This window comes from Pseudomonas sp. G(2018) (genome assembly GCF_005502415.1).
Lineage (GTDB): Bacteria > Pseudomonadota > Gammaproteobacteria > Pseudomonadales > Pseudomonadaceae > Aquipseudomonas.
The window spans coordinates 1-1,109 of sequence record NZ_SCOO01000094.1 but is presented as its reverse complement, the minus strand read 5'-3'; the positions used below and the strand labels follow the sequence as shown (position 1 = coordinate 1,109).

Below are 1,109 nucleotides of genomic sequence, written 5' to 3'. Positions count from 1 at the left end.
CAGATATTTTGACCGGGCTCTACTCGACGGTCGCGATCCTGGCGGCACTTGCGCATCGTGATCATGACGGTGGCGGTCAGCATATTGATATGGCGTTGCTGGATGTTCAGGTGGCGTGCCTGGCTAACCAGGCGATGAACTACCTGACGACAGGCAATGCGCCCAAGCGCTTGGGGAATGCTCATCCGAACATCGTGCCTTATCAGGATTTTCCTACGGCGGATGGCGACTTCATCCTTACCGTGGGTAATGACGGGCAGTTCCGCAAATTCGCGGAGGTCGCCGGGCAGCCTCAGTGGGCGGATGATCCGCGCTTCGCAACCAACAAACTGCGGGTGGCGAATAGGGCGGCCCTCATTCCACTGATCCGCCAGGCCACTGTATTCAAGACCACTGCTGAATGGGTGGCGCAGCTGGAGCAGGCGGGGGTTCCTTGTGGGCCTATTAATGATCTTGCACAGATGTTTGCCGATCCTCAGGTCAAGGCGCGCGGGTTGGCGATTGAGTTGCCGCATGCGCTGGCCGGCATGGTGCCGCAGGTGGCGAGCCCGATTCGTTTGTCGGAGACGCCGGTGGAGTACCGTCGTGCGCCTCCTTTGTTGGGGGAGCATACGTTTGAGGTACTACAGCGGGTGCTGGGGCTGGATGCCGGTGCCGTGGCTAACTTCAAAGAGTCCGGCGTGCTCTAACGATTTCCCCTCTATATAGAAGAGCGGCTTGCTCCTCCGGGGGGTGGGGGGAGCGGGCTCATTTTCTGCCACTCGTAACTTATTGAAAGAAAACTGGAATTAACGGTTGACGTCAGATCTCAGGTGTCTATAATTCGCCCCACTTCCGGCGCAGTCGAAACGGAAAACTCCTTGGTAAACAATGAGTTATGCAGCTTTCGGCGGCAGGTTGCTTCAGGTCATCGAAGCTGAAAGGAAGTTGAAAAAGAGGTGTTGACAGCAGCGAGTAACGCTGTAGAATTCGCCTCCCGCTGACGAGAGATCGAAGGCGCAAGTGGTTGAAGTTGTTAAGGAAATCCTTGAAAGCTTCGAAAAATAATCACTTGACAGCAAATGAGGCTGCTGTAGAATGCGCGCCTCGGTTGAGACGAAAGCTCTTAA

The 1,109-nt window shown here is 55.7% G+C and carries 1 protein-coding gene and 1 pseudogene; one reads left to right on the top strand and one right to left on the bottom strand.

Annotation, left to right across the window (positions count from 1 at the left end; all coding sequences use genetic code 11):
- Positions 1 to 689 (top strand): CaiB/BaiF CoA-transferase family protein (locus FFS64_RS31200; protein ID WP_137808464.1); only part of this gene is annotated, 689 nt, incomplete at its 5' end.
- Positions 690 to 902: 213 nt separating this feature from the next.
- On the opposite strand, the pseudogene FFS64_RS31560 reads toward FFS64_RS31200, so the two are convergent.
- Positions 903 to 1,109: pseudogene (locus tag FFS64_RS31560) on the bottom strand (hypothetical protein); the annotation flags it as partial.